Raw genomic sequence first — 624 nt, forward strand, 5'->3', positions numbered from 1 at the left:
TGTCCGGGTGGCCGGTCAGGACCTCGGGACGCACGGGGTTGCCGGTGACCACCGCCGCGGGCCGGACGCTCTCCGGCAGGAGCGGCAGGGTCGACTCCGAGGACACGGCGATCCGCGCGGCGGAGCCGGCGAGCTTGCGGTTGGCGAGACCGAGCCGGACGGTCTGCTCGTGCAGGACCAGGGGGACCCGGCACATCCTGGCGGCGAGCCCGGCCGGCAGGTACGACCGGACGAACCGCTCGATGTCGTCGCTGTGGTCGCCCTCGATGTTCGGCAGCTCCAGGTCGAGGACGTAGTTCCCCCCGGCCTTCGGGCACGGGGCCATCACCACGGACCGGGTGTGGGAGACCACGGCGTTGTCGCTGACGTCCGACGTCCTGGGCTGGTCGAAGCCCCCGAGCCGCCCGCTCTTGGCGTACGCGGACACGTCGAACTTCCGTTGCCCGGAACGCTCGGTGAAGGCGAATTGCATGAGGCCGTCGACGTAGATCTGGCAGGAGAACGACGTGTCGGACGTCGACGGCTTTTCGCGCAGCTCCGAGCCGCTGGGCAAGAGTGCACCCAGCTCGTCCTTGCTGACGTCCCGGTCGCAGGCCTTGGCCGGGACGGTGTACTCCTCCGCGC

At 70.7% G+C, this 624-nt stretch carries 1 pseudogene; it reads right to left on the reverse strand.

Annotation, left to right across the window (positions count from 1 at the left end):
- Nucleotides 1-624 (reverse strand): annotated as a pseudogene (locus tag BTA51_RS28890) (hypothetical protein); the annotation flags it as partial.

The sequence above is a fragment of the Hahella sp. CCB-MM4 genome (assembly GCF_002260525.1).
Classification (GTDB): domain Bacteria; phylum Pseudomonadota; class Gammaproteobacteria; order Pseudomonadales; family Oleiphilaceae; genus Hahella.